Here is a 23,907-nt window from a genome sequence, read left to right as displayed (position 1 = left end):
AAATGTGAACGCTTGCGTCACCTGAGCGGATGATACAGTTCGTCAAGAGCATTCCATTCCCAACCCACGCTCATTGGATCGCGGTTACGTGACCAACTCAAAAATTCTTTGGCGCTGAGTTTTTCTCTTTCAGCAATCAGGCTTTGGGGGTTAACACCGAGTCTTGGGGCAAGACTTTCGTTTGTCCTGGGTTGTAATTCAACTTGTGTTTGTTGGTACGGGTGCACTTGTCTTCGCGGCTTGTTGTTGCCCAATCTCCCAGAGGCGATTGCCCGTTCGATTAGCTCCAGCTTTTTGGTGATAGCTTCAAGTTTTGTTTCCACCGAGGAGCCAAGATCTGCAAGATGGGATTCCAGTTTCTCCAGCTTTTTCTCTAGCTGTTTGACTGATTTACTGTCTGCCGTTACATCGATATCATTATTGATATCAAATTTTATTAGTAATTCCTCTAAGGCTTGCAGCAAGGCAATTGTATGACCCTGCCTATGTAGTTTTGATAGTCGCCGAACCACCTTAATTAGTGGAACGGGCACACGAATCATCTCGCTTGGTGGGGACTTTTGGTCAGGCATTTGATATCATTTTTGATATCGACATATTGATTGTAAAAGGTTTGGCGCAAAGCTATAATTTACTGAGTATTAATTGTGTCCAGATTTTTAAGATTGTTACATTTAGACACAATCTGCTGTAGAGGAATAAAAAAGTTCAACAATAAATAATAAAGTCCAACAATTTCTGTTAGGTGCTTTACCCCGCTCCAGGCATCCGTCCATAAATCGCTTGCTTGCCTGTACGCCGCGCACACGCTACGTTATTACTAGAGCGATCGCTTCTCAAAACAACTGATTTTCATAGCGTTGAGGTTAGCATCAGTTCCAAGCGCGTACAATTTTTCCGTTTTGGGTGCGACACGATGGCGCACGAAGGGCTGGAAGCCCCTATATATAAAGCTTCCAAAAGATGAGCGAGGAACCGATTCCTCCAGTCTGGTGTCCAAGACTGTTCCTAACATTCCCATGCACCACTGGTAACGGCGGTGTGTGAAGCGGAAAGTAAAGTAAAGCCCAAGGAAGCATTTAGCCTAAAAATGTAACCGGGCAAAGGAAAGATTGGATGGGTGAATGTAAATGAATCCTTGTTGAGGCAGGTTTAACTGTAAAGGTAAGTCAGTAGATGCAGTCATTAAAAAGCTCAACCCGATTATTCGGGGACAAGCGAATTACTTCCGAGTTGGAGTAGCCTCGAAAATTTTCAATTCTCTTGACCACTGGTTATATGAGAAACAGAAAATGTATGCCAAACGCACTCATCGAAATAAATCCGATAGCTGGCGTAAGGCTAAATACTGGGGAAATCTAAATCTTGATAGACCATTTGAGCGATGGGTTTTTGGTAATAAACAAACCGGAGCCTATATATTGAAATTTGCTTGGTTCAAGATTGAAAGGCACATTCAAGTCACAAGGTAAATCATCACCCGATGACCCAAAATTAAGGGACTACTGGATTAAACGGCAAGAAGCTAAAACTAAATCCGAATTAATCAAAAGTAGGCAGAAGATAGCCCAAAGGCAACAATATGTCTGTCCTGTATGCGGGGAATCCCTATTAAATGATGAGGAGTTACATCTTCATCATAAAAAGCCAAAATCTCAGGGTGGTGGTGACAATTACGGCAACCTACAACTCGTACATCTGTACTGCCATCAGCAAATACATTCTGGAGCAATTTGTAGTTTATGACTTGCTTGAGCCGGATGCGTTGCAAGGCGCAAGTCCGGTTCTGAGGGGGCGGGATTATAGCGATATAATCCTGCTACCCGACCACAGTGATGCCAATTGGGATTTCACTACACGGTTTGACCGCCATCAACGACCAAGGCGTGCCCGACAACAAAGGAAGACGCATCCGAACACAGCCAGACCACGGCATTGGCGATCTCTTCGGGCTGTCCCATCCTTCCAATCGGTTCCTCTGAGATTACCTGTTCTCGTCCTTCAGGAGTGCCGCCGGTGAAGCGATCCATCATCGACGTGTCGATATAGCCAGGACAGACGGCGTTGATGCGGATGTTCTGCGAGGCGTAGTCGAGAGCTGCCGACTTGGTGAGTCCGATCAAGCCGTGTTTTGCGGCGGTGTATGCGGCTCCGCCCTTGATACCTATGACGCCGGCACCCGATGATGTGTTCACGATCGCGCCGCCGCCTTGCTTGAGTAGCAGCGGAATTTCATACTTCATGCACAGAAAAACGCCGCGCAGGTTAATGTTGACGATCCGATCCCACTCTGACTCTTCGATTTGGGCTGTTGCTGCATTCTTCTGCTCCACACCGGCGTTGTTAAAGGCAAAGTCCAACCGTCCGAAGGCCTCGATGGTCTTGGAAAGAGCTGCCTTTACGTCCTCGGTTCGCGTCACATCGCACTTGACGGCGATCGCTCGGGAGCCGAGTTGTTCGATCATGTGTGCTGTTTCTTGATTGCCCTGTTCTGAAACGTCGGCGACCACTACATTAGCGCCCTCACGGGCAAATGCCAGCGCCGTAGCTCGACCGATGCCGTTCGCTGCTCCGGTTACAAACGCAACTTTTCCTGTATACTTTCCATTCTCGTTCGTTGTCATTTTTGAACTCCTAACTTTTATTCCAATCAAGATTTCTGAAAGCCGTCATTTCGCGTCAGCTTTATATTCCTCGTCCGTCACAGGCTTGAGCCAATTCACCTGACTGTCGCCTTTGTAGTTGGTAATTACAACGTGCGTCATCGGAGATTCGGGTGATGCGCCGTGCCAGTGTTCAATGTCGGGATTGCAAAGAATTACATCGCCTTTGTTAATCGTTTTGATGGGTTTGCCTTTTTCTTGATAAAGCCCTTTGCCCATCGTCACGAGTATAGTTTGTCCTGCCGGATGGTTGTGCCAGTTTGCCCGTGCGCCCGGCTCGAAGGTCACACTGGCGATTGAAAAATTATTGTTTTCGGTTTTTGGAGCGAGTGGCTGCACATAAACCGTTCCCGTAAAAGTTTCCGCCGGGGCTTTTTCGCCCTTCGGAAAAATCGTGTTTTCAGTTTTATTTTCCGCCTTTTCCATTTTTGTTTGCTCCGTATTAGCCGATTGCTGATTGCTGCATCCAACGGCTAAAAAAAGTGCCGCGCATAATATCAATCCGATTGTTATATTTTTCATAATTTTATTCTCCCGGTGATTACTCCAATTCAAACGTCACCGTTACGTTTCCTGATCCTACTGCGGCTTCAAGCCCTGAAAGATCGTCCATCCGTCCGAGTTTTGTATAACTATATTGCGTCGGAAATGTTTTATAGAAAAGCACTAAGGTATTGCTTCCCCAAACCATCAGATCGCCTTTGTTGATTGTTTTGGGATTGGAAGAGTCGGTCGGCAAATTGTTCGAGAAATCATATTTTTTCTCGTTGCCGTTCAGTTCATCCATCTTCAGCGTCAACGGCAGCATCGCTTTGAAAGCGTTTGCCGTCGCATTGTCAAAGAGTGTGGCATTGAAAGTCTTTGACCCGATTTTAATCTTTATCTTATTGCCTTTAGTCTCGTTGGCAGCATTACTGCTTTGATTATTAATATTCGTATTACCAGCAAATGCCGATTGGTCTTGACTGCAACCGACGGAGCTGCCGAAAAGAAATGTTGCTGAAAACATCATTACGATTAAGAATTTCATATTGCTCATTCGTCTTTTTTCAAAGTGAAACGACTTCTTGGTTTCTGCTTCCTGATTACTTTAGATTCGTTTTGAAAAAGCCTTCCAGCTTGTCAAAAGGAATCAGATCGGTTTTGTCGTATAAATCAACGTGTCCGGCATTCGGAACAATAACCAGTTCTTTCGGTTCGGCTGCGCGTTTGTAAGCATCCTCACTAAACTCTTTTGAGTGAGCCTTATCACCCGTAATGAAAAGCATCGGACGAGGGGAAATCGTTTCAATGTCATTGAACGGATAAAAGTTCATAAACTTAGTGTTACTGCTCAATGTCGGATGCGTCGTCAGTTCCGGCGACCCTCCCTTTGGGGTATAGTCACCTCGCGGAGTGCGGTAGAATTCATAAAATTCACGCTGAATAGGATGAGTGTTTTCATCCAACTTATGAACAGTCCCGCCCGTATATTTGGTTTCGCCGCCGGTAAACTCTGCGTAACGCTGCTCCGCAGCCTCAGCTATAAGTTTCTTTCTCTGCTCTAGGGTTTGCGAAAGATTAAGCGCATTGCGGCTCGCTGCTCCCATGTCATACATACTGACTGTGGCAACAGCTTTCATTCGCGGATCAATCTTAGCGGCACTGATAACAAAGCTTCCGCTACCACAAACTCCAATTATTCCGATTCTGTTTCTGTCAACAAATGGACGGGTGCCAAGAAAGTCAACTGCTGCACTGAAATCTTCAGAATAAATATCAGGCGCAACAGCGTTGCGTGGTTCGCCCTCACTCTCACCCCAGAAAGACAAGTCAACAGATAAAGTCACAAACCCTCGTTCAGCCATATTTGCAGCATACACGTTGGCACTTTGTTCTTTTACCGCTCCCATAGGATGCCCAACAATGATCGCCGAATGTTTTTTACTCTGATCTAAATTCTTGGGAATAAATAGATGTCCCGCAACATTCATTTTGTATTGGTTTTTAAAAGTAACCTTATACATCGTAACGTTGTCGCTTACCTGAAAAGTGGTATATCCCTTTGGTGTTATTTGTTCCATTTGTTTTGTTTTTTCTGATTGTCCTTTTTGTTCTGTTTGTGTGTAAGCTTGCCCGCTTATCATAGGAGCTAACATTGCTAAAATTAATATATATTTCATATAATTTCTCCCCTTTTGATTGTGAGATTTACAGATTGAAATTGTTGCTCTATTAATCTGAAATTTCTCCAAATATCAATCTGGTTTTATCACCAGGGTTTCTACCGTTTGCTGTATGAGTTCAATTATGCAGGCGTGAAAACGGATAGCGTTAGGACGTTCATTGAAAAAAACCGGACAATTCTCCAAAAAATCGCCGTGCAACGTGCTGAACAAAAACAAAATGTCTAATATAAATTTATGAACGCAAAAGAAGCAGAATTTGAAAAGCGAAAGATGCAGATCAATCGGGAGGAGCTGATCGAAAGAATGATTCGTCTCGCTCCCGAAAACAGCCTTTTGGAAGTGTTTCCGGGCATTTTCATATATCAATCGTCGAAACCGACCGAGAGCCAGGTATCCGTATTAAAGCCCGCCTTCTGCGTCATCGCGCAGGGCAGCAAGGATGTGCTTTTAAACGATGAATTATTTCACTATGATTCCGGTCATTACTTAATCTCGACGCTTGATTTGCCGATTATGAGTAATGTCGTCGAAGCGTCCGAGGAAAAACCTTATTTGAATCTTCGCATAGACCTCGATCCGGCACTTGTAGCTGCGGTGATGATTGAATCTGGCATCGAAACTAAAAAAAGTGGCACTGGAGTCAAAGCGATGGATGTCAGCCCGGTTGATGCCGATTTGCTGGAAGCGGTCGTCAAATTGGTAAAACTATTTGATACGCCTGACGAAATGAAGTTTCTCGCGCCGCTCATCATCCGCGAGATCATCTACCGGCTTTTAAAGGGAAAACAGAGCGCACGCCTGGGCCAGCTTATCACTACCGAAGGCGACGCACAGCGCATCTCCAGGGTGGTCAAGCAAATCCGTGAGAATATTGATCAGCCTCTGAAAATCGAAGATACAGCCCGCGAGATCGGCATGAGCGTGTCAGGCTTTCACCAACATTTTAAGTCTGTCACGGCGATGAGTCCTTTACAGTTCCAGAAACAAATACGGCTTCAGGAAGCGCGCCGTCTGATGCTCGGCGAAAACATAGACGTGGCGATCGCCAGCTTCCGCGTCGGTTATGAAGACCCTTCATATTTCAGCCGGGAATATAAAAAACTATTTGGTATTCCCCCGCATCGTGACATCGCCAAGCTGCGTAGCAATTTAGGCCAATAAGAATTGGACAGTTTAAGAAGTGAACTTAAGACATCACCTCATAATTTGGTTGAAATTCTAGTGTCCCTTTGCGTTGATTAGTTTCATAGGTGGGCTAGAACCAACAGAGTGTTCTGATTATTCTGTAACTAGCTAAAATTTTAACCATGTAGGGGTAGAGCTACCAATGTAGGGAAATGACCGAACTATATAAGGCTGGAATCATTGAGGTAACAGAAGCAGAAGATGAAGATAAAGATTTATTTGAAGTTGCGGTGCATTTTGACGGCGATATTTTTCTTCCCAACGTCGTTTTTGCAGGCAAAGACCACGCATTGCGGCAAGCTAAAAAGCTCTATGATTGGCTAGAAGCTAATCATAAAGAAATCAAGGGGGAGCGACTGCGTTGGCAATCATATACAGTTACGAATTTCTAAGAGAGTACCCAGCCTGCTATTTACCTTACTACTATTCAACATACAAGCAAAGTTTAGAAGTTTCAATTGTTGAGCGAGATCAAGAAGCCATTGCTTATGGTTGGTTGAGCGCTGAACCTTTACCTTACTATATGCATAAAGAAGATGGTTTGGTAGTTCTTGGAGACATTTCAGATGATGCTGTGCTTGCTGGTTGGCATAAAGCTATTGATATACGCATTCATATTTACTCTTTTATCTACCAGTCAAATAGCAGTCACAAGCTTTAATAATCAGTTGACAATTAGGAGCTTTAGGTGCAGCGAAAAATCGAGTTAAAAAGGGGTGTTGATAATACAAGTGTTGAAGCATATTTGGTAGATTTAGTCCAAAGACATGTTGATGATTATGTCAATTATTGGGTAGAAAGCTTAAGGTTATTTAGTCAAGAAGATAAATACTGGGATTGGATATTCAAATTAAGATATATTTCCAATCAAGAAAATCTTGAAGGTTACGCAATTGAGTGCGAAAACAAAACTCAAGGATTAATGATAATAGAAACACAAATGCACGGTTCTCGGTTAAATGTTGGTAAGAGGCTAGTTTATGTTGATGGCATTGCCACTGCCCCTACTAACCGAATAGAAATTCAGCGTCCGCCTCAATTCAAAGGTGTTGGTCAAGCACTATTAAATTTCGCAAGAATTAGAAGTGTTGAGCTTGGGTATGAAGGTAGAATTGGGTTGCATTCCTTACCAAGGTCTGAAGGATTTTATGAAAAACAAAATATGTTGAACTGCGGTTCGGAAGAAGAATATGAAAATTTAGTCTACTTTGAGTATGGTGTATTGAGACGAAGATAAGGGCTGATCCGGGTAAAATTTTATGAATCATCAACAGCAAAAGGATAATTCTGAGGCAAACGAGTCAATAACAACCCAAGAAGCTATAGATTTACTTTTTGGTGAAGGATGGCTCGAAGAGGCTGTTTGCATCGAAGATGAAGCAAATTGCACGATTGGCGCTGGTTTGGATTGGGGTAATGCATTACCACCTTTAATGCTCAACCTTCCTTTATTTGGTCGTCTATCAACGCTGCGTGTATCTCTTAACCGCGAAGTCAGGCTAATAATTGAAACATGGGATTTAGGTATAGGTACAACTTCTGCAACAGAGACTGCAAGGGCACGCATTAAAGAGCGGTTGCTATCTCCTACGCCTGAGTTAATACCTCACTTGGAAGCTACTTTGTTGCAAGATGATTTATACGGTGAAGAGTTTATATCTAACCGCGAAGTCCTCAAATCGCTACTTGCAGTAGTTCTTACTGATTCTGATAGAGAAGAAATTGCAGAGAAGGCTGCTAATTCAATACGCACACAAGTTATGTCACAGGTGAATTTTTCCGGAAAACTTTCTGCGTAAATATAATCACAATAATATCGGGTAAAATTAAATCAAAATTAGTTTTCTGCAACCCAAAAGGAACTGATTGATGACTGGTAAAAACCGCAGTCGCTATTCTTCAAACTGGGATACTATCGCACTTGAGGTCAAATCCAAATCAGACTGGAAATGCACGCGCTGCGGTATGCAATGCTTACGTCCAACTGATAAAAGGGACGGATTAAATCGTAGAGAACGCAGCATTAAAACGTTAGTGGTTCACCACCGCAATTATACGCCCGAGGACAACCGAGCAGAAAATCTCGCGGCTTTATGCACAGCTTGTCATATGCTGTTTCATACACGCAGACGGGGAAATGTATCACCAGGACAACTATCTTTGTGGTAGAAAAACTAGTAGTTTAAAACAACTCAATAGTAGATAGTTTTGAGAAAGTGAAAAGATAAATATCATCTTTCTAAGTCAACATCACAACATTTGCTGACGCAACAACTTCGTTGAAGTAATTGAAGTTGTATAGACATGAAAAGTACTACGAGTTCTAACCCAACAACTAACAAACAATTAGTAAAATCTGCACAGCAAATTCAACAAAAAAGCACCTTCATAAGCGAAGCAGATTACTACGACTACGAAGCAGAATTAGCACAAGAAAAATCAGACTACTATCACTTGCAGTACGGATACTAAATTCAATCTCCCTTCAAGCATCAACTCTTCTTAGTCAACAACTAGTAGCAACTAACTGCTAGTTGCTTTTTATATCAAAAGTAAATTATGACTTCAGCAATTGAACGCGAAATCAACCAACTCACTCTCAAAGAATTAAGCCTAGATGCTGCTAAACTTTGGTCACAGATAGAAGAAGCAGGCGAGTTAGGCGAACAGGGTAATGTAGAACAACTCTTACAAGAACTTATAGGTGTTCAAAATGGTATCGAAACCAAAATCGATGCGATCGCCTGGGTAGTTGACCAGTTAAATCTTGACCTTGAAACCTGGGAGGAAAGAAAAGCGCGAGTAGCCGAACTCCACGACCTGGTAATTTCACGTCGCAAAACTCAACTTGAACAAATCAAGCGCACCCTCATCCATCTGCACGAGATTGGATTAATTAGTGACAAAAACATCGGTAAGGAAAGGGTAATTGAAATCAGGGATAACCCACCAAAGGTCGCTAAATTACTAGTAGAAGTAGATGATGAAGATTTTCCTGATGAATTTAGAGTTATTAAGTACCAAGCTAATAATAAGGCAATTCTTGAAGCTTATAAATCTGGTAAAGATATTAGCAATCTTGCCGAGGTAAGTATCGGGAAGCAGGTGCGGTTTAAGGTGCAATCAGGTAGTAAGTCTCGCAACAAGAAAAACCACAACTAATGGCATACGCCCCAACCATGTGAATCAAACATAGGTATATCCCATCATTTTACAAAAATATCATCAAATGGTTAAGGGTCAAATCTTAATCATTTTTATTTTTTTTAACCTATAGCACCATTTTAAACTTTTTCAAAAAATCATCAAAACTTTGCCTGAATTTAAACTCCGTGAAGATATAATCGATGAAATTGTAGATATCAATGACAGCAACAGTAACTATGTCGGATTAGGTAAAAACATCGTTACGATAGGTTGGTATATTTAACCTTATTTAGTGTGGCTAAATAGGTAATTGCAATTGATTAGGTAGTTTCTATTTTCAACTATCAATATGATAATTCAAACTACTGCTAAGTTTAAGTTTAATCTGAAGGGATGCAATCACCCTAAATAAAAACTTAAATATTAGTTATCGGAAGCAAGCTTAAAATGTCATATCACAAAAACCGAAGTATAGTTATCCGTAACGCTATTATCGACAGTTTTTTTATCCTCTGGTGTTTAGTTTGGCGTACTGGTTTGGGGCTAACCTTCTTTATCATCTATGCTTCCCTTGGCTACATATATAGCTGGCCATTCTATTTTCCAATTTCGATTATTTTGGGATTTGCCCCTTGGGGTTGGAAGGTACAAGAAGAAAGAAGAGATAGAGAAGAAGAACGAAAAATCAGGAAGTTAGAAAATAAAATTGGGGATGGTTTTATCTATACCAAAGCTGAATCAAATATCGAGATAAATTACAGGGGAGTTATCTTCCTCAAGTCAGTATTTGGTCTATTTGTTAGCGGCTTTTGGGGGATAATACTTGGCTGGAAAGCTATTTTGGGTATGATAGTACAGTTAGTAGATAATATCAGAACAGTTATTAAGTACATATAGATAAACAGGTTCATCTAACCAAACCAAACTCAAAATTTATCTTATCACTATTCCTGCATCAGTTTGATACTTTCTGTATCAAAACTTAGTTTGATGCTGAAACTTTGCTTACCGGGAAAGTTATCAATACTCCCGACACCAACCACAACTAAATAATTAAAATTTATTTACCAATATTAAATATTTCTGGTTTTGGGATAACATCAAAACCGATAGAATTGTAAAAAAATATTTTTAATACCACACGAGCTAACGCTTAAATAGAAAGCTGGTGGCATATCGCTTCATAAAATAGCCAGTTACTAGTTATATCAACACGAGTTAAAAGAATGGAATTAGCACAGTATATCCTAACAGGACTTCTCTACGTTATTATTTACGGATTTTCTACTCTCTTTATTTTCCAATTCTTGCTAGATATATCTATCGCTTTTGAAAAACACTGTAACTGCACTACATCTACAAAACACAGTGTAATTAAAACCGAGAGCTTAACTGAAAAATCCAAATTTCAGATATCTAACAAAAACAAAAATCAAGTACCTACAACCAAACAGATGACTGTTCAACAGTTAACAAATCTCCCATTATCTCCTCCTAAAATCAGGTAGCTACTGAGTGCTTCATGATGTTAAATCCATATTTTCGTTCCAGAGTGGCAATCGCTGTGGCACTCTCCTCCAAGAGCGATTGCCCTTGATCAACAACAAAAGCTAGTATTCTTCATTTTGTAGGAATCTCGGTGGACACCCGTGTAAATGTAAGCCAAAATCAAGTAACAATTAGTTTTGTATAATTAGATGCCATTCGCTACAGCTAACAACTAAAAATGGGTGGGTCAGCGAGATTAAATGCAGTTGACTAGTAGAATTATGCAAAAATTATCCTGGAAGCCTTATAAATCAAGGGTTAAAAGCTAATTGTTGAACAGGTTTAGTACAGGTTATTTAGATTATGAGAAAAGGTGATGTCTGAAACTTGGGGTTATCGCTACATAAACGGAGCAAGCGATCGCTTTATCTGCCAAATCGAAGGTTCAGGTGCACTTGATGCCTATCCTGAGTTTAGAGATCGGTACATTCGCGCTGACGAGCTAATCTCTGAGCTTCTAGGGTCAGAGCCTTGTTTGTTTTATATTCGCAGACAAAGAGAAGCGCCACAACCTGAATACGAAATTTGGGAGCTAACTATAGCAACAGACCACGATGATTTTCAACTTCCCACCAAACTGCAAGAACAGCAGCAAACATTACAGGTGTCGGCAAGTGTGCGTAAAGACGGTAACGGCTGTTTAGGGTTAAAGAGAATTAATTTGGTAGACCCGGAACAAGGACAGATAGATGCTTTTTCTTCAGCTTGGCTTATTCATCTCTTGCCCAATGTAAGACAAGATATCGGGATTCCGCAAGAAGCATTTGCACAGATAATAACAATGCCAGTCTGCGGCTCTCATGTACCTACCAGGGATCAGATCAGAGGTTGGGGACAGTATTTAGCGATTCAAAGCCGTACAGCTAAACAACGACAATTTTGTGTGCCTTTTGTTGGACATAACCATCCTGAATCCCAAAATCGTATCACCTTTACCCTTAATGTTGATTTAGCAACAAGTAATGGTTCAGTGTCCCTGACTCCAGATGAGTTTTGGCAACGAGCAGGACGGGCTAGAAACGAATTTGTTCAGTTGTTTAGAACCTCTAGTGACTTAGGAAATCATCGGCGTGGGCAAAAATTGGGAGAAATCGAAACAGTCGAAAGTAATAAGAACCAGATAAAAGTACAGGTAACTGATTCCTTAAACAGAGGAGATTTTGCGCTGCCCGTTACAGGATTTTTGTTTTTTGAAGATGTTGGTAGCCTTACTCAGATTCGCTGGCAGGAACAAGCCTTAAGAGACTTGCGAGAGGGTCACACCCAAAATCGTTATTTGGGGGAATTTTTCTTTGATGCCGCTAAAGCCAGACCGCTACCTGAAAGTTCTCGACTTTCAAAGGCAGACTTGTTGCTCTCTGAGGCTAATGAAACTCAAATAGCGGCGGTAGAAGCAGTGTTGGCTGCTGAAGATTTGGTTTTAATACAAGGGCCACCAGGAACAGGCAAAACTACAGTAATTGCTGAAATCTGTTATCAAGTAGCACGTCGGGGTGGTCGCACGCTGATTGCGTCTCAAGCTAACCTTGCAGTAGACAACGCTCTCAGTCGATTAGCTCACCACCCAGTATTGCGTCCTCTGCGAGAGGGAGAAGCAGGCAACAGAGTAGGTAGAGAAGGAGAACCCTTTTTAGCCCACAGGGCGATTGACAGGTGGTTGGAAAATACTGCTATTAACTGTGAAAACCACTTATCGGAACAGCAGCAAATTGTTCAAGGTTTGCATCCACTACTGACATCATTAGAAAAATTCAGAGTTTATTTAGAAGCTGAAATAAACTTCCCATTAGAGCATAAAAAATTGCTAGATTGCCAAACAAAACTAGCGGTAGTCCGTTTTAATAAAAACAGTGAACACGAAATTTTAGAAACGCGAAATCAGCAAATTAATTTACTAAAAAATCAGTTAAATAATATACTAGAATCTAACAGTATATTTGTGGCAGAGCAGGCAAAAACACTTCAAAATTTAAAAAATCGTCAGTCTGAAATAGCAATAGCACTCGATGAATTGAGTGAATGGACAAGGGATGCCAACTCTAATATTTATAACTTATTTAAGCAGTACTTACAACAGCGCTTATTTGTTACAGAAGACTTGATTTACTTGCCTAGAATAGGGCTGTCCATTGCAAAAGAAGCTCAACCTGACGGCTTACCTTGGAAAGACACTTGCGATCCCCTGCTGCGGGAAATTAACCAACTAATTACCCAGTGTATGGACTGGGATGAAATCTGCAAAGTCGCTAACCGCATCTATTGGCTATTTTTCCAGACAAAAAATTATCTAGCCGATCAAAAACCCAGTGCGGCGCATATTTCTTTGTGTGTTAATCAATTGAAATCTAGCATTGACAGTACCCAACCCTTGCAAACTATCAGCCAACTTTTACAAATAACCCAAAGGATTATTCGCCAGTCTAACCAATCTCAAGAGCCTCAAGAGCATTATAAAACGGCGATTAAACTAGAGGCGATTAAACAGCAGTATGAAATTTTAATAGAGCAAAATAAGCCTAGCAATATTGAATTAAAATTGAATAGTATTGCGGCAAAATATCTTATTGAAATTACAACAAAACTCCAGGCATTATTGAAGGGATTGCAGTCTCAAAAAAATACAGAAATAAATAAACTAGAAACAGATAAAAGTAATTTACATAATACTCAATATCCATTTGTTGTACTTTTTAATATTAACGATTATTTCCAACTTCAAATAGATGAATTACAGCACCAGAGAGAACGTATTGTTCAGGAGATCGCAGAATTAGACAAGCAGATTGCTGAACACTATAAAGAGATACAAATATTGCAAGAAAATTTAAACAATCAAAGGAATTGGTGGCAAAACATTTGGCAGTCTATTCCAAATTATCTAAAAACAGATATTCCTACTACAGAATTATTCAACTCTGATTTTTTAACAAGTGTTCAACAACATTTTGAACCTTGGAAAGATCACCTAGCTAAAGCCTCGTCTTACCTTGACCAATATGGGTATACCATGCGGGATTGGATTGCCAGGTTACGCCAACCATCAGAGGAAGACCTCGAATCAATCAGCCGAAAATATTTAGAGAATGTTAATGTTGTGGGAATTACCTGCATCAAAGCAGCGAAATGGAATTTTTCTCAAAAATTCAGCCAATTCGATGTTGTAATTATTGATGAAGTCAGTAAAAGCACTCCTCCAGAATTGCTAATACCAGCACTCAAAGGCAAAAAAGTTGTAATGATTGGCGACTATCGCCAGTTACCACCTATCCTTGATGAGGGAAATTTAGATGAAATAGCCGAAGAACTTTCAATTCCTAGAGATAGTGTGCAATTTTTAGAAGATTCTTGGTTTAAACTTCAATTTGAAGCAGCAAAAAATGGACAAACAGGGATAACGCGAAGGCTGAACATCCAGTATAGGATGCACCCTCAGATTATGGAAGCAATCAACCAGTTTTATAATGAGGGTGATGGCGGATTAACCTGCGGACTTCCCGATCCTGACAACCAACGCGCACATAATTTAGCAGGTCAACTTATTAAGGAAGATCAGCATATAATTTGGGTGAAAATACCTTCTGATCCCAATTTTAGAGAAAACCGAACAGGAACTTCTTATCAAAACGAGAAGGAAGTTGATTGGATAGAAAAATTGTGCGAGCAGATGAACACAACTTGGGCTGCCAAAGTTGCTAAAGGGGAACCCAAAAAAGAGATAGGTATTATCACCTTCTATGGCGCTCAGTTGAGACTTATTGATAGACGCATTTCCCATGAACACCGTTTTTCTAACCTTGATATTCGCACTGGAACAGTTGATAGATTTCAGGGAATGGAAAAAGCTGTTGTCATTGTTAGCATGGTTCGTAATAACAATCAAGGAAGAGTTGGATTTGCTAAAACGCCTGAACGGGTTAATGTAGCCTTTTCTAGAGCAAAAGAATTACTGATAATTGTGGGATGTCATAACCTTTTTACAAGCATTCCTATCTACCAAGAAGTATCAAACGTTGTTGAACGTTATAGAGGTTTTATAGATGTGTCCAGCCTTCTCTGACCAACCAATTGATTCTCAATTAAATAAATTAGTAGAACAATTTCAATTACAAAATCAACTTTCATTCATAGGAGGAGGCTATCTTCGCTACAGTCTGAATCAAACAACCTTACAAGTAACAGTAAATGAACCCCGCAAGGTAGATATATTTGAGGAATTTGTCTTGCGATCTGCTCTTGATATTATTCCTTCTCCGACAGAAACTGAAATAGCTGATATGCTGGGTATTGATCCCATGTTTGTGCGAAATACGACTGCAACACTTCAGGCTTATAACAATTTGGTGATTAGTTCTGAATCCACGATTATGGTAAAGCCTGCCACGAAAAAATTATTTACCGATAAAAACTCTATTCTCAAGCCTAAATCTACTCAACAGATATATGCTATTGACGATGCTTTAACTGGAAATTTGAGTTTTAACATCACCCCTTTTAAGAATGCCCCCTTTGCTCTAAAGAGATTAGATGATTTAAGCGATTTAGAAAATGAATTTAATACACAGTCACGCTTAAACCTGGAAGCTTTACAAAGTTTTTTTTGCCATGATCAGGAAAAAGTTGTAACAGGATATCAAGAGATAGAATCTAAAAAAGTTTTTAAATTAATAGGCTTGTTAGTTTTCCAAAATGGATTAAGTGGAGAGCATTTAGTAAAAGCTTTTGTTGACGAACATGAAGTGCAAGAAATTTCTAATAGGCTGACATCTCTAAAAAATCAAGAGCAATTCAGCTTAGAGAAATTGGCGAGTTTATTAAGTCCCACAATTCCTAATGAGGTTATAACATCTCGAAGGGAGTCTAATATTCCAGATATTTTGGTAAGACAAAACCCAATAAGGTCTATCGAACCTGAACGAGTTTACATAGGTTTGCCACAACGTCTCGCTCATCTGATATTGTGGGTTGACCGTAGATATCGAACAAACATACTTTCACACATACCTGGTGGAAGTGATGTGGTTGTCGAATATCATGATGGACGAGTTTTAGGCTATGACTGGATAAAAATGCCTTGGGTTTATATTAGAACCTTCTTCGCCGGAATTGTAGAGTATGGCTCGGATGAATTCAATAGATTAGATAAGAATATGCAACTTCAAATTGCCAAAAATAAAATTGCAACATTGTATGCCAGGAAATACAAGGATGACGAGGAATATTCCACCGCTCGCTTTGAAAAGGCATGGGATTCAGAAACATCCAACGAAATGCCTTGGAAGTCATTGGAGAGATTTGACTGTAGACAACAAAAGCAACATTATTTTAACTTTGAGAAAATTTCGTCGGGTTTTAAGCCGCAAAGTGTATCGGATTACTATGGATATGAACCAGAATATGAAGATCCTATAGATAAAGCTGAACGACTGTGGGGTATTCCCGATCCAAGACTGGTAGAAGATTAGTATGGTCGCCGACTCATCATTTAGGTTGACGCAATAAAACTCAACATTTTTAAGGTTTATTGTGATGGGAAAATAATGCTAATAGCTCTCACTAATATTGTTGTATCGAATATTCACATCCTTAGTTCTTCCTTTGGCCAAGATAGCCTTGGCGGTAATCACTCTTCTTTAATTTGGAAGCTTGATGTGCAGACCACTGACGCATAGGAGTAACTTTATCTACATGAAGTAGCTTCTGGCGATAAGTATTATTATCTGTCAGTTGGGCGATCGCACCAGCAAGAAATCGAGCGCAGCGTTCTGGCTGAGACGAGACTTGTTCTTCTGCAAACCGGATGACTAGCCAGTTGGCATCGACAAAACACTTGTTCCTGTAATCATCCTCGCCGATACAGTGGGTAGGCTTAAGAGTTGCAAACGAAATTGGCTCATCGACCTCCAAATCTATGTGTAAGCCAGTATTTGGTTCAATAATAAGAAAATCAGCCGTAAATGGTAGTCGATGCCCTGGAGGAAGCATCACCTGCTGGGGAGAAACAATTTCACCAAAATAGTGTTTGAGAACATTTTCAAACAGCCCCTCACTTGCCCCGATTGGTGCATCTCCCTGTCCAGAAGGAAAAACTAAAGGGGTAAACTGTTTTTTTTCTTTAACTAACTCTGGGATAACAACAATTGGATATTCTGGTGTCTTTGCCATACTTGCACTAACTCTTCATACTGCAATTATCTAAATTCACAACGCGATTACACAATCAACAAAATACTGAAAGTAAATCAACTTTTTTCTAATTTATGGACGCAAGAATTAGAAAATTATCAGTTCTCGTACAGCATCTCTTCTGGATAAGATTACTTCTGAGTACGCTACAAGCAACTGAGATGAAGTCTAGCTTTGACTATCTAGAAGACCTTCTTGCGGACAACTATCCAATCATCGCCTGCGAATCTCCCCTCCAAGAACGTCACCGCCTCCTCACCCGAATCACTACTTACTGTCAGCAAGCAGGCAAAAAAGCCTACATTTGGAATCTCAGCGAGGACAGTATTAAAGAACTAGCCGTCAGCGCCGAAGAAAATCTCGTTCTTCGAGAGTTTGACGACTATAAACCTTCGATAAAACAAAATAAAGAAGACTATTTTCAAGTACTCAATTTCTGGAAAATTTATTCTGGCAAGGGAGTATTAATCATTGAGAATATCTTCCCTTGGATAAAAGAAGATACACCGAAAGAAATCGATTTTATTATATCAGAATGGATGAAGTCGTCGTTAATCAATCTCAAATTTTATACAAGAGATAGTGGTAAAACTACTATATTACTAGGAGCCAACGCCGAGATAGCAAGCGAAATAGCGGCAGAAATTCCCCTATGGAGTCAAGAACTACCAGACGCACAAGAAATTATTGATAGTTTAATTAAAAGCAAAAAATTTTCTTTCACATATACGGAACAAGACTATTTAGAAATTGCTAACGCTAGTGCTGGTTTGTATATTTCTGATATTATGTATTGCCTAAACGATATTAGTAAAAATCATGATTTAGGAAATTCCAGTGAGATAGCCAAGCTTCTGCTATCAAAAAAAATTCAACTGCTCAACCGCTTGTATGACATCGAATTCTTACCTCCGCCAAAAGTCCAACTTGGGGGATTGGAACTCATGCAGCAGTCATTCAAAAAGTTCAAGCGATTGCTTACCCCGCGTGCCAAACAATATAATCTGCGTGTACCCAAAGGGATTATGCTTGTGGGTCCACCGGGGACAGGAAAATCACACTCAGCAAAAGCCTGTTCCCAGAATATGGGTATTCCCCTCATCATGGTCGATTGGGGCAACTTTAGAAGTTTTGGCAACCAAGCAGAAATGAAACTTAAACGCTTGTTGCGACTGGCAGATAGGCTCAATCAAGTAATTTTGTACTTCGACGACTTTGATAAAGGCTTCGCTGGGGATGATGACCTCGCCAAACGGCTTGCTGGCCAGCTGCTGACATGGATGCAAGAGCGCACGTCAGATGTACTGGTCATCGCCTCAGTCAACCGAATGGAATGGCTGCCACCCGAACTCACCCGTGCTGGACGGTTTGACTATTTATTTAAAGTAGACCTGCCCAATAATGGGGAAAGATATAGTATCTTCAAACTGCACGCTGCCCGATTTGACGAACGTTTTCGCAATGGCGGCGACCCCTGGAGCGAGGAACAGTGGCGCAGAATTCTTAAAGCCACCAATCGGTGTGTAGGTGCAGAAATCCAGACAATTGTAGAACGCGCCGCTAGTACCATATTCTGCGAAACAATAACAGAAGATACCTACTCAGAAAGCCAAGTCCCCACACTTGAACTAACAATCGAGGCATTACTAGAAGAACGCCGCCAGATTAACCCACTTGCCATCCGCGAAGCCGATAAAGTCGAGTCGATGCGTAACAAAGCTGACCAACAAGCTTTACCTAGTAGTCCCCTCGATGAAAGCAAGTTTGCTGTTGGCAACATCGAGATTTTTAGCTAGCAAACATCTTCAAGAAGAATTCAGAAGTCAGAATCAATCAGTGGCGGGTCTGAATCCTTCACTGATTGAAGACCACCAAATTTAAATTTGGTGGAGTCAAAAAAAGGTTATTCATCCGCCAGTTCTACAGAATTCATGCTGAATTCTAACTCCTGACTTCTGAATTCTGTTTCCATAAATCAATTCAAAGTTTCATTATGTTTGAACGAAAGCAAATGTAGCCAAAACATTTTAACAGATAATAATGCTTGCCATTTCTAACCACTGTACTACTTTATTTATCTAAAACTATGGAAGTCACAAGACAAACCGCTCAAACCAACATTCAAACTAAACAAGCACAAAATCCAGAAAAAAGCCTATTTTTCAAAATTCTCAATATCGTTGGGCCAATTGCTGGTTTTACTGCTGCCCTCTCACCCCTACCACTATACTTTTGGACTCGCCAGCCCCAGTATCTACCTATAGGTGCAACCTTTACCAGCAATAATCAAACAATTCAACTCGAACTAGCAGACGATAGAAAAGAATATGCCCACGGACTCAAATTTCGTGACTCTATTCCCGAAAATCACGGAATGCTATTTGTCCTCAACAAACCTGAAAAAGTTAAACTTTGGATGCAGGATACGTATATTCCTTTAGATATGATATTTCTCCAAGACGGAGTTATTAAATCAATCGTAGAGGCGGCTCCCCCCTGCAAAACAAAAACCTGTCCTAAGTACGATTCCATTTATCCTGTTAACCAAGTTATCGAACTACCTGCTAACAGTACCAAAACCCTCAACCTCAAAGTAGGCAAGAAGCTCCATCTCGACTTCAACCCAAATCAAACGCAGAATTAGTTGACGGACAATTTATTTCACTCGGTAAATTAACGGTAAACCACCGTAATTACACTACCTCATATATCAATTACTGACCCCCGATATAGATTATATCGGGGGTCAAACATTATGAAATAAACCACTGATTTAAATGTTGAAAGTTGTCAATTCAATTTTTCTAATTTTTTACTAATGATTTACTGAAAATCATAGTGTTTAAAAATGGAAAATTCTTAGATGCTTTTACGGATATTAGTCTCATAAAATAGGTTTACAACCGAGAAGTTGAAGCAGAGATTTACTCCAATCCAAACTATGTACTAGGGGCAGACTCCGCCAACGGAATAAAGCAGTAATTCAGTCGTAATTACCCCTACAAAGTTTCATCCAGTAATTTCCGAAATCATCTACTTTTTTTATGAGAACAGACTACGAATCTAATTTTAGCAACGATCGCATTCCTTCCTACGAAGAATACGGATACCCCGCTCCCAGCCGTCGCCGTCGCAACTGGAAAGAAAACGCCAGCATTGCCGGACTAATGGCAGTTGGTACTGGCTTGATGATTGCAGATATCTCCATTCATCACATGGTAATGGCATCGCTGGCCTTTGGAACTGGCATTATAGCGTTACTACCCAAGGAAGCAAACTTGCTACTTTCCAACTTCGAGAAATGGCAGCGCAAGTATGGCATCAATATTTATACTGTCTTGTTCTGCTTGGTAGGTGTAGTATTTATGTTGGATATCGCTGCTGCACCAGCAAACGCCCAGTTCATGCAAAATGCAGAGGACTTTTTCACTGAGTATTTTACTGGTGTTAATGCAGACATTATCAAATACGTATTTGCGGTACTGCGCGGTTTGTTCTTAATTTACCTTGGTATTGGTCTGATCCGGGTCGTTCAATCAGCCAGAAACGACGAGGATTGGCAAACGATCGCCCGTACACCAATTATCGTTGCCCTCACAGTTGTAGTCGGAGACTTGCTTGCAGGACTGGTAACAGGCTGAGGGGCCACTCGTCAAAAAAGCCACCACGAGTGGCACACTTCAAAGTGCCACTCATCAAGATTTCAAAAGCTGACTTTTGCCTTTCGTAATAATGACAAGAGTTCGGGAATTTCGTACTGTCAACCGCGTATTAGGAGACCAACCACGCCTCGGGCCATTCCCCGCCGACCAAATTGTTCCCTGGAGTGCGATCGCTCTCATCTCCTACATGGTAGTCAAAGGTTTTATGCAAGCTTCTTGGCTTGCAACCGGAATTGTAACCGCCTGGGGATGGGCAACCTGGTGGACAGTAAGTTCCAACAAAGCCTTTTTCGGTAAGTTTGTCGGCACACCCCGCATCACCCGTGGTTACAAACCTTTTGTCTCCCTCGTTAATCCTCTACAACCTCAACCCAAGAAAAAGCGCCAGCTGAAAAAACGCAGATAAAGCTTCTGAATTAATACCAGCGAACAAAATTACAGGCTATGAGTTCGACCACCTCAACGAAAATAAAGCACAAAATTGGTAAAAAATCTCTCGACACCGAACAATTAGGTGTTGTCAAAAACCTGACACCGTTTGAAGATATTACCCATTTAGCCGGGATTGCAAGTATCTCGCTTGCTGGTCGTAGAGATATCGGCGCACTCATCCTCCAAAAAAAAGAAGATATTCAAATCAAGTTCTGCTTCGACGTACAGGGAATTCACCCGTCTTTACCCGAAGAACAGATTATCCCGATTTTTGAAAATATTGAGGGCGGACTCAAAGAACTTCCCGAACGCGAAACCTTAACAATTCATCTTGGTTCGTTCACTGATGACTTTCTCCGGCAGCAGGAACTAAAAAAGATAGAGGATAAATGCGATTTAGAGCAATTAACTTTATTAGTGCGATCGGAACGTCTGCGAGCAAGAGAACTCACCGAAGCAGGAACTCGTAAAAATAAGTTTTTACGTTTCTGGTGTACCTATAGTGTCCTGGCTTCTGAAGACAGTCGCTCAAATGATGCAATTGAAAAAACTATCAAACAATTGCAAAATGCCTGGTTCCAATTTACTGGTCAAATTCACGGTGTTCGGCAAGAACGAATCGAAACAATTTTACGGGATAGTTTTACCTCTGGGTTTCAACGGTGGGAACAACTTTTTACCAACTCGATGGGGCTTTCAGTACGAGCAGTCACAAGTGAGGAAGTATGGTCGATTCTTTGGAGTCAGTTTAACCGTAGCGATGCACCCAAAGTTCCCAATCCCCTCATATTAGATGAAGAAGGGCTTCGAGAAGTTCAAAGCAGCGATTTCCATATTCGCCACCTGATGCTGGAGAATGAAAAATCTGTCCCCTTTCTCGATCGCAGCTGGGTAAAACTACAAGACAAGTATATCGGTGTCCTGCAATTTAGCGAAAAGCCCCAAGGGTGGGTAGACGAATACGCCCAGCTTCGATACCTCTGGGAGGTAATATCCAAAGAAAAAATTTCCGACACTGAGATAATCTGCCAGCTATCTAAAGCTAACCAGGGACTCGCCAAAACTGCCCTTCAACGGATTACCAAACAGTCAATTACCTCCAGCGCGATGTCTTCCGAGAAGGGATCAATTGACGTAAAAGCCAATATGAACATTGAGGAGGCAGTTAAGGCACAAGAAACTATCCTCAGAGGCAGTCTCCCCATCCATACTGCTGTTGTTTTTTGTGTTCATCGTCATAGTCGTCAAAAACTCGATGAAGCTTGCCAATATCTTTCTAGCTGCTTCTTACGACCTGCCGTAGTTGATAGAGAAATTGAGTATGCTTGGAAGACATGGTTACAATGTGTACCTATTGTCTGGGAAAACCTACTTACAAGACCCTTTAACCGTCGCCTCCCCTATTTTTCATCAGAAGTTCCCGGACTCATGCCGATAGTTAGAACGGCTACGGGAGATAAATCCGGGTTTGAGCTAATTGCTGAAGAGGGAGGAACTCCAGTACATCTCGACTTGTACAAGCAGCACAAAAATCTCGCCATTTTCGGTACTACCCGTGCTGGTAAATCTGTCTTAGTAGCAGGTCTATTAACACCTGCCTTGGCTCAAGACATTCCCGTAATTGCACTTGATTATCCCAAACCCGATGGTACTAGCACGTTTACCGACTATACCAAATTTATGGGAGAAGAAGGGGCATATTTCGATATTAGTAAAGAATCGAACAATCTATTTGAATTACCTGATTTAAGGGGGTATGAGCCGGAAGTTATTAAGGAGAGGATGACCGATTTCAAGGAATTCTTGAAATCCACATTAATGATAATGGTACTTGGGACAAATCCTGTCGGGGTAAGTCCGACAATGATATCAAATATCGAGAGTATCATTACAATCACAATTGAAACTTTCTACAACGATGAGGATATCAAACTGCGGTATAAACTTGCACTAGAAAATGGAGTAGGAACAAGTGAATGGGCAGATATTCCCACACTTAAGGATTTCTATAATTATTGTTCGCCTGGGTTTATCAAACTTGATTCAATCACCAATAATAGTAAAGAAATTCTTGATGCTCTTGACCAAATCAGATTGCGATTAAAGTTTTGGCTGAACTCACGAGTTGGACAATCAATCGCCAATCCATCTAGCTTTAAAACTGATGCCCGACTACTGGTATTTGCATTGCGATCGCTTGGGAGTGAAGCTGATGCAGCAGTCCTTGCCCTTAGCGCCTATTCCGCAGCATTACGTAGAGCTTTATCATCTAAAGTATCAATATTTTTCTTAGATGAAGCGCCGATTTTATTCAGTTTTGACAGTATAGCCGAGCTAATTGGTAGACTCTGCGCCAACGGTGCAAAAGCAGGTATACGTGTAATTTTATCTGCCCAAGAACCAGAAAGTATTTTCCAAAGTAAGTCTGCCTCCAAAATATTTGCTAACATCACAACCCGCCTGATCGGTCGAATTCAAACATCGGCAGTTGACCCATTTGTTAACAGGTTTAAATATCCTTATGAAATCATCTCACGCAATAGTACTGAAGCATTCTTCCCAAAACGCGAAAGTATTTACTCACAGTGGTTACTTGACGATAATGGCAAGCTTACCTTCTGTAGATATTACCCTGCTTATTGTTTACTTGCAGCAGTAGCAAATAACCCGAACGAGCAAGAATTACGCACTCTCTTCCTCAATAAATATACCGATAATCCAATGCTGGGTATGGTGAGATTTTCAGAAGGCTACATACAAATGCTTCGGGGAGATGAGTTAAGCCAAGAAGCACAACAATTACTGGATAACAATAAGCAATTAAAGTCAGCATAAATTATATAAGACAAACTAACAAATAATCTAGACTGGGAAAAACAAGAATCAATAAATCATAAAAAAGTGGCTTAAATTTAATTG

At 40.9% G+C, this 23,907-nt stretch carries 24 protein-coding genes; 17 read left to right on the top strand and 7 right to left on the bottom strand.

Going from position 1 to position 23,907, the window contains the following annotated elements:
• Positions 1 to 17: 17 nt before the first annotated feature.
• Together A4S05_RS24310 and A4S05_RS40560 are read right to left on the bottom strand one after the other, a co-directional pair.
• A complete protein-coding gene (locus A4S05_RS24310) occupies positions 18 to 572 on the bottom strand; it encodes a hypothetical protein (RefSeq protein WP_069072343.1) in 555 nt (184 codons plus the stop codon).
• A 248-nt stretch (positions 573 to 820) separates the two neighbouring features.
• The gene (locus A4S05_RS40560) at positions 821 to 1,015 is read right to left on the bottom strand and encodes a hypothetical protein (protein WP_141699791.1); all 195 of its coding nucleotides are present in this window, start codon (positions 1,013 to 1,015) and stop codon (positions 821 to 823) included.
• Positions 1,016 to 1,184: 169 nt separating this feature from the next.
• On the opposite strand from A4S05_RS40560, the gene A4S05_RS43560 reads away from it, so the two are divergent.
• Positions 1,185 to 1,472 (top strand): group II intron maturase-specific domain-containing protein, encoded by a 288-nt coding sequence (locus A4S05_RS43560; protein ID WP_370684485.1) that lies wholly within the window; start codon positions 1,185 to 1,187, stop codon positions 1,470 to 1,472.
• Positions 1,429 to 1,746, top strand: coding sequence for an HNH endonuclease (locus A4S05_RS43555; RefSeq protein WP_370684483.1), 318 nt, complete (start codon positions 1,429 to 1,431; stop codon positions 1,744 to 1,746). Before A4S05_RS43560 ends, A4S05_RS43555 begins: the two co-directional genes overlap by 44 nt.
• A gap of 107 nt (positions 1,747 to 1,853) precedes the next feature.
• On the opposite strand, the gene A4S05_RS24300 is transcribed toward A4S05_RS43555, so the two are convergent.
• Genes A4S05_RS24300 through A4S05_RS24285 form a run of 4 tightly spaced genes read right to left on the bottom strand, consistent with a single transcriptional unit; the run spans position 1,854 to position 4,825 of the window.
• Positions 1,854 to 2,624, bottom strand: coding sequence for an SDR family oxidoreductase (locus tag A4S05_RS24300; protein WP_069072342.1), 771 nt, complete (start codon positions 2,622 to 2,624; stop codon positions 1,854 to 1,856).
• A 45-nt stretch (positions 2,625 to 2,669) separates the two neighbouring features.
• Complete coding sequence (locus A4S05_RS24295; RefSeq protein ID WP_084227242.1) at positions 2,670 to 3,185, bottom strand: (R)-mandelonitrile lyase; 516 nt, start codon at positions 3,183 to 3,185, stop codon at positions 2,670 to 2,672.
• A 19-nt stretch (positions 3,186 to 3,204) separates the two neighbouring features.
• Positions 3,205 to 3,702: a cyclophilin-like fold protein gene (locus A4S05_RS24290; protein WP_218107979.1), complete on the bottom strand. Its 498-nt coding sequence runs from the start codon at positions 3,700 to 3,702 to the stop codon at positions 3,205 to 3,207.
• 46 nt (positions 3,703 to 3,748) lie between these two features.
• Positions 3,749 to 4,825 (bottom strand): alpha/beta hydrolase, encoded by a 1,077-nt coding sequence (locus A4S05_RS24285; protein ID WP_176727086.1) that lies wholly within the window; start codon positions 4,823 to 4,825, stop codon positions 3,749 to 3,751.
• 240 nt (positions 4,826 to 5,065) lie between these two features.
• Between A4S05_RS24285 and A4S05_RS24280 the strand changes: the two genes are divergently transcribed.
• From A4S05_RS24280 to A4S05_RS24240, 10 genes are all read left to right on the top strand, one after another.
• A complete protein-coding gene (locus A4S05_RS24280) occupies positions 5,066 to 5,992 on the top strand; it encodes an AraC family transcriptional regulator (protein ID WP_069072341.1) in 927 nt (308 codons plus the stop codon).
• A gap of 176 nt (positions 5,993 to 6,168) precedes the next feature.
• On the top strand, positions 6,169 to 6,408 hold the full coding sequence (locus A4S05_RS43550; protein WP_256091128.1) for a hypothetical protein: 240 nt from the start codon (positions 6,169 to 6,171) through the stop codon (positions 6,406 to 6,408).
• Complete coding sequence (locus tag A4S05_RS43545) at positions 6,378 to 6,677, top strand: hypothetical protein (protein WP_256091127.1); 300 nt, start codon at positions 6,378 to 6,380, stop codon at positions 6,675 to 6,677. The genes A4S05_RS43550 and A4S05_RS43545 overlap by 31 nt, the downstream gene beginning before the upstream one ends.
• A 27-nt stretch (positions 6,678 to 6,704) precedes the next feature.
• The gene (locus tag A4S05_RS24270) at positions 6,705 to 7,253 is read left to right on the top strand and encodes a GNAT family N-acetyltransferase (protein ID WP_069072340.1); all 549 of its coding nucleotides are present in this window, start codon (positions 6,705 to 6,707) and stop codon (positions 7,251 to 7,253) included.
• A 22-nt stretch (positions 7,254 to 7,275) separates the two neighbouring features.
• Positions 7,276 to 7,815: a hypothetical protein gene (locus tag A4S05_RS24265; RefSeq protein WP_069072339.1), complete on the top strand. Its 540-nt coding sequence runs from the start codon at positions 7,276 to 7,278 to the stop codon at positions 7,813 to 7,815.
• A 505-nt stretch (positions 7,816 to 8,320) separates the two neighbouring features.
• Positions 8,321 to 8,488 carry a hypothetical protein gene (locus A4S05_RS41950; protein WP_176727085.1) on the top strand — a complete coding sequence of 56 codons (168 nt, stop codon included), beginning with the start codon at positions 8,321 to 8,323 and terminating at the stop codon, positions 8,486 to 8,488.
• A gap of 87 nt (positions 8,489 to 8,575) precedes the next feature.
• Positions 8,576 to 9,178, top strand: coding sequence for a siphovirus Gp157 family protein (locus A4S05_RS24260; RefSeq protein WP_069072338.1), 603 nt, complete (start codon positions 8,576 to 8,578; stop codon positions 9,176 to 9,178).
• 432 nt (positions 9,179 to 9,610) lie between these two features.
• Positions 9,611 to 10,060 (top strand): hypothetical protein, encoded by a 450-nt coding sequence (locus A4S05_RS24255; RefSeq protein ID WP_069072337.1) that lies wholly within the window; start codon positions 9,611 to 9,613, stop codon positions 10,058 to 10,060.
• 967 nt (positions 10,061 to 11,027) lie between these two features.
• Positions 11,028 to 14,768: a DEAD/DEAH box helicase gene (locus A4S05_RS24245; RefSeq protein WP_218107978.1), complete on the top strand. Its 3,741-nt coding sequence runs from the start codon at positions 11,028 to 11,030 to the stop codon at positions 14,766 to 14,768.
• Entirely contained in the window at positions 14,749 to 16,173 is a 1,425-nt protein-coding gene (locus A4S05_RS24240; RefSeq protein ID WP_218107977.1) for a hypothetical protein, read from the top strand. The genes A4S05_RS24245 and A4S05_RS24240 overlap by 20 nt, the downstream gene beginning before the upstream one ends.
• A 121-nt stretch (positions 16,174 to 16,294) precedes the next feature.
• Here the strand turns inward: A4S05_RS24240 and A4S05_RS24235 are convergent, their stop codons facing one another.
• On the bottom strand, positions 16,295 to 16,873 hold the full coding sequence (locus tag A4S05_RS24235) for a hypothetical protein (RefSeq protein WP_069072336.1): 579 nt from the start codon (positions 16,871 to 16,873) through the stop codon (positions 16,295 to 16,297).
• Between the two features lie 182 nt (positions 16,874 to 17,055).
• Between A4S05_RS24235 and A4S05_RS24230 the strand changes: the two genes are divergently transcribed.
• From A4S05_RS24230 to A4S05_RS24210, 5 genes are all read left to right on the top strand, one after another.
• Complete coding sequence (locus A4S05_RS24230) at positions 17,056 to 18,690, top strand: ATP-binding protein (RefSeq protein WP_069072335.1); 1,635 nt, start codon at positions 17,056 to 17,058, stop codon at positions 18,688 to 18,690.
• Positions 18,691 to 18,980: 290 nt separating this feature from the next.
• On the top strand, positions 18,981 to 19,538 hold the full coding sequence (locus A4S05_RS24225) for a DUF192 domain-containing protein (protein WP_069072334.1): 558 nt from the start codon (positions 18,981 to 18,983) through the stop codon (positions 19,536 to 19,538).
• A gap of 400 nt (positions 19,539 to 19,938) precedes the next feature.
• Positions 19,939 to 20,535 (top strand): hypothetical protein, encoded by a 597-nt coding sequence (locus tag A4S05_RS24220; RefSeq protein ID WP_069072333.1) that lies wholly within the window; start codon positions 19,939 to 19,941, stop codon positions 20,533 to 20,535.
• Positions 20,536 to 20,626: 91 nt separating this feature from the next.
• A complete protein-coding gene (locus A4S05_RS24215; protein WP_069072332.1) occupies positions 20,627 to 20,962 on the top strand; it encodes a hypothetical protein in 336 nt (111 codons plus the stop codon).
• 38 nt (positions 20,963 to 21,000) lie between these two features.
• The gene (locus A4S05_RS24210) at positions 21,001 to 23,823 is read left to right on the top strand and encodes a hypothetical protein (protein ID WP_069072331.1); all 2,823 of its coding nucleotides are present in this window, start codon (positions 21,001 to 21,003) and stop codon (positions 23,821 to 23,823) included.
• The last annotated feature ends 84 nt before the right edge of the window (positions 23,824 to 23,907 follow it).

This window comes from Nostoc sp. KVJ20, assembly GCF_001712795.1.
GTDB lineage: Bacteria > Cyanobacteriota > Cyanobacteriia > Cyanobacteriales > Nostocaceae > Nostoc.
The sequence above is the reverse complement of the archived record's forward strand: the minus strand, read 5'-3'. Positions and strand labels throughout refer to the sequence as shown.

Bases quoted from the DNA above. Each gene is read 5' to 3' on its own strand.
- A4S05_RS24310 (WP_069072343.1), bottom strand. From the start codon at position 572: ATGCCTGACCAAAAGTCCCCACCAAGCGAGATGATTCGTGTGCCCGTT.
- A4S05_RS40560 (WP_141699791.1), bottom strand. From the start codon at position 1,015: ATGTTAGGAACAGTCTTGGACACCAGACTGGAGGAATCGGTTCCTCGC.
- A4S05_RS24300 (WP_069072342.1), bottom strand. From the start codon at position 2,624: ATGACAACGAACGAGAATGGAAAGTATACAGGAAAAGTTGCGTTTGTA.
- A4S05_RS24295 (WP_084227242.1), bottom strand. From the start codon at position 3,185: ATGAAAAATATAACAATCGGATTGATATTATGCGCGGCACTTTTTTTA.
- A4S05_RS24290 (WP_218107979.1), bottom strand. From the start codon at position 3,702: ATGAGCAATATGAAATTCTTAATCGTAATGATGTTTTCAGCAACATTT.
- A4S05_RS24285 (WP_176727086.1), bottom strand. From the start codon at position 4,825: ATGAAATATATATTAATTTTAGCAATGTTAGCTCCTATGATAAGCGGG.
- A4S05_RS24280 (WP_069072341.1), top strand. From the start codon at position 5,066: ATGAACGCAAAAGAAGCAGAATTTGAAAAGCGAAAGATGCAGATCAAT.
- A4S05_RS43550 (WP_256091128.1), top strand. From the start codon at position 6,169: ATGACCGAACTATATAAGGCTGGAATCATTGAGGTAACAGAAGCAGAA.
- A4S05_RS24265 (WP_069072339.1), top strand. From the start codon at position 7,276: ATGAATCATCAACAGCAAAAGGATAATTCTGAGGCAAACGAGTCAATA.
- A4S05_RS41950 (WP_176727085.1), top strand. From the start codon at position 8,321: ATGAAAAGTACTACGAGTTCTAACCCAACAACTAACAAACAATTAGTA.
- A4S05_RS24260 (WP_069072338.1), top strand. From the start codon at position 8,576: ATGACTTCAGCAATTGAACGCGAAATCAACCAACTCACTCTCAAAGAA.
- A4S05_RS24255 (WP_069072337.1), top strand. From the start codon at position 9,611: ATGTCATATCACAAAAACCGAAGTATAGTTATCCGTAACGCTATTATC.
- A4S05_RS24245 (WP_218107978.1), top strand. From the start codon at position 11,028: ATGTCTGAAACTTGGGGTTATCGCTACATAAACGGAGCAAGCGATCGC.
- A4S05_RS24240 (WP_218107977.1), top strand. From the start codon at position 14,749: ATGTGTCCAGCCTTCTCTGACCAACCAATTGATTCTCAATTAAATAAA.
- A4S05_RS24235 (WP_069072336.1), bottom strand. From the start codon at position 16,873: ATGGCAAAGACACCAGAATATCCAATTGTTGTTATCCCAGAGTTAGTT.
- A4S05_RS24230 (WP_069072335.1), top strand. From the start codon at position 17,056: ATGAAGTCTAGCTTTGACTATCTAGAAGACCTTCTTGCGGACAACTAT.
- A4S05_RS24225 (WP_069072334.1), top strand. From the start codon at position 18,981: ATGGAAGTCACAAGACAAACCGCTCAAACCAACATTCAAACTAAACAA.
- A4S05_RS24220 (WP_069072333.1), top strand. From the start codon at position 19,939: ATGAGAACAGACTACGAATCTAATTTTAGCAACGATCGCATTCCTTCC.
- A4S05_RS24215 (WP_069072332.1), top strand. From the start codon at position 20,627: ATGACAAGAGTTCGGGAATTTCGTACTGTCAACCGCGTATTAGGAGAC.
- A4S05_RS24210 (WP_069072331.1), top strand. From the start codon at position 21,001: ATGAGTTCGACCACCTCAACGAAAATAAAGCACAAAATTGGTAAAAAA.